Origin of the sequence: Pseudomonas sp. 43NM1 (genome assembly GCF_002836905.1) — a bacterium.
GTDB lineage: Bacteria > Pseudomonadota > Gammaproteobacteria > Pseudomonadales > Pseudomonadaceae > Aquipseudomonas > Aquipseudomonas prosekii.
This window is the reverse complement of sequence record NZ_MKGS01000077.1, coordinates 1-6466: the sequence shown is the minus strand read 5'-3', so window position 1 is coordinate 6466 and position 6466 is coordinate 1. Positions and strand designations below refer to the sequence as shown.

Genomic DNA, 6466 nt, shown 5'->3' with positions numbered 1-6466 from the left:
GCCCTTGCCACGGGCGATGTGGGCGACGCGGTGAAACTCTTCGTCAGCCAGACCGACATGGAAGTCCAGGCCCAACGGCTTGGCCACCCGCGCGACAATCGATTCGCCCGGCCCACGCCCGTCGGCACGGCGCAACAACTCGCCGACCAGCCAGCCGTAGGTGATCGCGGCGTAACCGTGGCCCTGACCCGGCGTCCACCACGGTGCTTCGGCGGCGAGCGCGTCGGTCATGGTGTGCCATTCATACAAGGCTTCGGGGGCGAGCAATTCGCGCAGGGCCGGCAAGCCGGCCTGGTGGCAGAGCAAGTGGCGCAGGGTGACGGATTCTTTGCCGGCAGCGGCAAATTCGGGCCAGTAACGAGCAACCGGGGCGTCCAATTGCAGCTTGCCCTCGGCGACCAGTTGCAGCGCGGTAACGGCGGTGAAGGTCTTGGTGCAGGAGAACAGATTGGCGATGGTGTCGCTGTGCCAGGCTTCGGCGCCATCCTTGTCGGCAGTACCGGCCCATAGATCGATGACGGTTTCACCGCCGACCTGGATGCACAACGCCGCGCCACGTTCCTGGGGATCGTCGAACAATGCCGCGAAAGCTTCGCGCACTGCTTCGAACTTAAGCTCGTAATGACCTTGAATCTGCACCCACAACTCCCCGCCTAAACGCTCTACAAAGTGGTTCGCATTGTTCCAGCCCTGAAGGGTTTTGGGAACAGGTGCGGGCTGGGCGGTCGGTCGACGGAGGGATTGTTCGGGAATATTGAGTGAAATCAGGACGCCTTCGCGGGCAAGCCTCGCTCCTACAGGTTTTGCGCAAATCCTGTAGGAGCGAGGCTTGCCCGCGAAGAAGGCAACTCGGCCTCAGGTATCAATGCCCGTTTGCGGAATGCCCGCCCGTATGCCCTTCGCCCTTGCCCGGGCCTTTGCCGGCGTCGCCCTGGCGGCCGCCCTCGCCTTCGTGGCTGGCCTTGTCCGCTTCGGCTCGGGCCTTTTCGGCCTCTTTGCCGAGTTGCTCAACCGTTAACAAATTGCTTTTGCGCACGCTGTCGACAAAGCCCTGAAACGGCAGATCGGTGATGCCGACCAGGCCAAAGTGGCCGTTCTCGCCATCCAGCAAACGCCCGCTGACGGGCTGATCCAGATACTGGAACCAATGCACGCCGACAATCGATGGTTCGCTGATCGCCTGCTTGAGGAAGTTGGCGTAAGCCGGGCCACGATCTTCTTCCTTGGCCAGTTGCGTCACGCCGCCCCAGAACGGGCCGCGATCCGCCGAGCCGAAGTTGAATTCGGTGATCAACACCGGTTTGTCGAGGCTGCGCAACGCCGCGAAGTCGTAACCGTCCTGCGGCTGCAAGGTGTACATGTTGAAACTCAGCACATCGCAATACTGCGCGCAGGACTGCACCGCTTCCGGGGTGCTGATGGCGAAACGGCCGCCGAGCAGCAACTGGTTCGGCGCGTGCCACTTCAGCGAGTCGGAAATGGTCTTGAAATAAGTGTCGGCAAAGACTTTCTGGAAGTATTTGAAATCAGCTTCGATCTCCGGGTGCTCGGCGCTTGGCAGCGGCGGCACGAAACCCGGGTCTTCCATCAATTCCCACGCCGGGAGATCAATGCCCCAGGCTTTCGACAAACCGGCCTGATTGCGATATTTATCGCGCAATTGCTTGAGGAACGCGCGCTTGGCCGGCACGTCGGTAGTCATTTCCAGCGTGCCGTAAGCCAAGGCATAACGGGCTTTCGGATCATTGCCGGGACCGGCCCACGCCAGTTCGTTATCGGCGAAATAGCCGATCAGCCATGGGTCGTCACGATGATCGCGCGCCGCAATGGCCACTGCACGCTCGGTGGCCATGGCAAAACGCGGGTCAAACGGATCGGGCATGCCGCCCCACCAATCGGTGCCGGTGCTGATGCTCGCGTAATCGCCAACGATCGACAGCGGCAAGGTGTATGGCACGCGATCGGCGTTGGCCAAGACCGGCGCGCTCCAATTGCCGACGGTGTTGAAACCCCAGGCTTGCAAGCGATCCAGCGTGTGACTGGCCCAGCGCTGTTCGTCGACCACGGCTTTGCACGGTTCAGCGGGAGCTTGCTCGACTTTGGCCGCTTCGACCGCGTGGGTCTGCGCCGCTTCGGCGATTCCGGCCTCTGCGGTGCCAGGCTTGACCGCTGGCTCGGCGGCTTTTTCAGCGCTTGCCGCGACGGCGTCAGCCTTGGCCGCTTCAGCGACGCCAGCCTTGGTTTCGCTGGCCACGGCGCACGGTTGGCCATATAGGCGTTGCAGGTTGGCGCCATAAAAGTCGAACCAGCGGCCAGTGTTGAACGCGCGGCCCTGATCAGCGCCGTTGCCGCCACGGTTGTCGCCGTCGCCGTAGTGAATGGCCAGCGGCTCCGCGGCTTGGGGCAGTGCTTCAAACATCCACTCGCGACCGGCGACGTAGGTTCGAGCCACGTCCGGCGCCACGGTGTTCACCCCGATGGAATAGAACGGATGACCTTCCGGGGTCACCAGGTACCAGCGGCCGTCGCGCTTTTCAGTGCGGAAGAAGCCGCTGGACTTGAACACCGGGCCTTTGTTCAAGCCACCGAATTTATCCAGGGGCGACTTTGCACGCTCGGCCAGCCAGGTTTTCAGTTGTTGCTGTTCTTTGCCGGCAGCGGCTTTGAGTTGTTCGTCATTGCTGACTTTTTCGGGCCATTTGGCCCGGGTCGATTGCCCGTAAGCATCGACCACGCCACCGTAAGCGGCTTTGGTCACCGCCTCGCCGTCCTGCACGCCGAAGCGTTCGAGCAGGATGCTTTGCGCGACTTTAGGCTGATCCATCGACAAACTCACCGAAACCACTTGGCTGCGGTCCAGTTCACCGGTGCTGCTGGCCAGCAACACCCGCTGACCGTCAAACGTGATCGGCATCGGCGGACCGGCCTTCATGCCCTGATTCAGCGGCGTGCTGGCGACCAATGGCACCAGCAGCGTTTGCACCGGACCGGGCGGCAGGTCGACGCGGCTGATCAGCGTCTTGCCGTCGTTGCTCTGGATTTTCACGTAGAGGGTCACCGCCCAGCTCATCGCACTCTGGATCCGCAGACTCATGACGCCAGATTGCGACCAGTCCCACGCGCCGCTTTGCGGGCTCAGGCGCAAGGACGGCTGCGCAGTCGGGTTAAACGTCACCCGGCGCAGCACTTCGCCTTCAGCCGTTTGTTCAGCGTTGGATTGCGGCAGGCTGGCTTCCTGCGTCGCCACCTGGACCACATCGGCGGGGCGCACAAAGTTGAACAGCGTCTGCTGGCCAGCGGGGGCGGCCAACAACGGCGTTGCGAACAACAGGGCAAATACAGCAGGCAACGAACGACGAATCATGAGAACGAAATTCTCCCTAACGACCAACAATGGCCAGTGGAAAAGCGGTAATGAGGGATAGACAACGCGGCGGGCCAAAAGGCCCACGCGTGTTTCAGGAAATTTCACGCCGGAACGGCGGCAATGCATTGAGGATCGCTTTGCCGTAACGCTGGGTCACCAGTCGCCGATCAAGCAAAGTGATCGTGCCGCGATCCTCTTCGGTTCGGAGCAAACGACCACAGGCCTGAACCAGTTTCAGCGACGCATCCGGCACCGAGATTTCCATGAACGGATTGCCGCCGCGTGCTTCGATCCACTCGGCCAGCGCGGCTTCCACCGGATCATCGGGCACCGAGAACGGAATCTTCGCGATCACCACGTGCTCGCAATATGCGCCCGGTAAATCGACGCCTTCGGCAAAACTCGCAAGACCGAACAGCACGCTGGAATCACCGCCATCGACCCGCGCCTTGTGCTTGTTCAGGGTTTCCTGTTTCGACAGGTTGCCTTGAATGAACACTTGCTTGCGCCAGTCGCGGTCGAGGCCGTCGAACACGTCCTGCATCTGTTTGCGCGAGGAAAACAGCACCAACGTGCCGCGCGAACCTTCGACCAGTTCCGGCAGATCACGGATGATTGCCGCGGTATGCGCCGGCGCGTCACGCGGATCGGCTTTCAGGTCCGGCACACGCAAGACGCCAGCATCGGCGTGATGGAACGGGCTCGGCACCACGGCGGTCACGGCTTTTTTCGGCAGGCCGGCGCGCATGCGGAAGCGGTCGAACGTGCCGAGCGCCGTCAGCGTCGCCGAGGTCACCAGCGCGCCGTAAGCGACGTTCCACAGATTGCGCCGGAGCATTTCGGCGGCGAGGATCGGGCTGGCGTTGACCTCGATGTCGAACAGCGAACCGCTTTCCGCCAGTGTCAGCCAACGGGCCATCGGCGGACTGTCTTCCGGATCTTCGGCGGTGAACGCGGTCCACAATTCCCAGTTGCCGGATGAACGCGACAACAGGCTGCCGAACAGCGGATACCATTCTTCGGCCTGGTTGCTGGCGATGCCGATGTTGACCTCGCCGTCCATGCCTTCCTTGAGCAGTTCGGTGAGGCGCGTGAACAAGTCGGTCAGGCGCGCGAAGGCTTTTTTCAGCTCGATGCCCATCTCGCGCATGTGCTCGGGGATCACCCCGGCGACGAAACGGTGCCGTGGCCGCTCACGGCCCTCGACGTCTTCGCCGGGTTTGAAATCGGCGACCTGCTCGCACGCGGTGAACATGAATTGCTGCTGGGTCTTGATCTCGCGCGCCAGCTCCGGCACCTGCTCGATCAACTTGCCGAGGTCGCCCGGCAGCGGATGCTGGGCGAGCAATTTGGTCAGGTTCTTGGCCGTGGTTTCCAGCCAGTCGGCGGTGGAACGCAGGCGCGTGTAGTGGGCGAAGTGACCGATTGCCTTGTCCGGCAAGTGGTGACCTTCGTCGAACACGTAGATGGTGTCGCGCGGGTCCGGCAACACCGCGCCGCCGCCGAGCGCGAGGTCGGCGAGGACCATGTCGTGGTTGGTGACAATCACGTCAACCTTGCCCATGCCTTCGCGCGCCTTGTAGAAGGCGCACTGGCCGAAGTTCGGGCAATGGCGGTTGGTGCACTGGCTGTGATCGGTGGTCAGGCGCGCCCAATCGGCGTCTTCGAGGGCGGTGGACCAGCTGTCGCGGTCGCCGTCCCATTTATTCCCGGCAAGTTTTTCGATCATGCTGGTGAAGAGTTTCTGGCTGGCTTCATCGACCTCGATCTTGAAGCCTTCTTCTTCGAACAGCTGGGCGGTGGCGGTTTGCGCGTGACCTTCCTGCAGCAGCATGTCGAGCTTGGACAGGCACATATAGCGCCCGCGGCCCTTGGCCAACGCGAAGCTGAAATTCAGCCCGCTGTTGCGCATCAGGTCGGGCAAATCCTTGTAGACGATCTGCTCTTGCAGGGCGACGGTGGCCGTGGCGATCACCAGGCGCTTGCCCGCCGCTTTCGCCGTCGGAATCGCCGCCAGGCTGTAAGCCACGGTTTTACCGGTACCGGTGCCGGCTTCCACCGCGACAATCGCGGGGTCGCCACTGCGCCGGCCTTCGTCGTCGGTGTCGATGTCACCGAGGACTTTGGCGATTTCGGCGATCATCAGGCGTTGGCCGTAACGCGGCTTGAGGCTCTTGGCTTCAAGAAAACGCGAGTAGGCGCCCTGGATCGTGGTTTTGAGTTCGGTGCTGATCATGGATTGTCGGGCGCAAAAAACGCTGGATAAATTTTCAGTGGTTTCGGATGGCGGCTATCATACCGCGCTAATTAATCCCGCGCAGAACGGAGTACCTCAATGACCGCTTTTAGCCTCGTTTATACCCTGCATGTGCTGTCCGCCCTGGTGTGGGTTGGCGGCATGTTTTTCGCCTGGATGGTCCTGCGCCCGGCGGCGATGAAGGCCCTGGAAGGCCCCGGCCGGTTGAAGCTGTGGGTAGAAGTGTTTCAAGGTTTTTTCCGCTGGGTCTGGGTCGCGGTGGTGATTTTGCCGATCAGCGGCGTGGGCATGATTCATCTGCAATACGCCGGTTTTGAAACCGCGCCGCGTTACGTGCAGGTGATGATGGGTTTGTACGTGGTGATGACCGCGCTGTTTATCCGGATTCAGGCATTGCTGCTGCCGGAGTTGCGCACTGCGGTAGACGCGCAGGACTGGCCGACGGGTGCAGCGGCGCTGGGGAAAATTCGCCGGTTGGTGGGGATCAATCTGATTGTCGGGTTGCTGCTGGTGGCGATTGCTTCGGCTCGGCCGATGTTCTAAAAGCTTCGCGGGCAAGCCTCGCTCCTACAGGATGATTGTTCCCACGCTCGCGTGGGAACAATCGGTTACTCGGCAGTGTTACAAGCGCTGAACCGTCACCGCCCCCGCTGCGCCGGCAGGTCCCGGTTGGCCGTCGAGCCCCGGACGTCCGCTCTTGCCGCCGTCCGCTTCGTACACCAGGCAGCCCTTGGCTTTGCCGCCCTTGCCCGGTTTGCCGCCCGGCCCGGCCAACCCGCCGGCACCGCCCGCGACCTGAACCTTGATCTGCTCCAGCGGATAACTGCGCGGCACTTCCAAAC

Annotated in this window: 4 protein-coding genes and 1 pseudogene; 1 reads left to right on the top strand and 4 read right to left on the bottom strand. The window is 62.1% G+C overall.

The features are described from left to right. From BI292_RS08500 to dinG, 3 genes are all read right to left on the bottom strand, one after another. Positions 1-639: serine hydrolase domain-containing protein (locus tag BI292_RS08500; protein ID WP_157831232.1), on the bottom strand; the 639-nt coding region annotated here is incomplete at its 3' end. 223 nt (positions 640-862) lie between these two features. After that, on the bottom strand, positions 863-3364 hold the full coding sequence (locus BI292_RS08495) for a beta-galactosidase (protein ID WP_101207606.1): 2502 nt from the start codon (positions 3362-3364) through the stop codon (positions 863-865). A gap of 94 nt (positions 3365-3458) precedes the next feature. Further along, on the bottom strand, positions 3459-5603 hold the full coding sequence (gene dinG / locus BI292_RS08490) for an ATP-dependent DNA helicase DinG (protein ID WP_092272161.1): 2145 nt from the start codon (positions 5601-5603) through the stop codon (positions 3459-3461). Between the two features lie 99 nt (positions 5604-5702). Here dinG and BI292_RS08485 point away from each other — a divergent pair, with 99 nt between their 5' ends. After that, positions 5703-6167, top strand: coding sequence for a CopD family protein (locus BI292_RS08485; protein WP_101207605.1), 465 nt, complete (start codon positions 5703-5705; stop codon positions 6165-6167). Between the two features lie 78 nt (positions 6168-6245). On the opposite strand, the pseudogene BI292_RS08480 reads toward BI292_RS08485, so the two are convergent. Next, a pseudogene (locus BI292_RS08480) lies at positions 6246-6466 on the bottom strand (collagen-like protein); the annotation flags it as partial.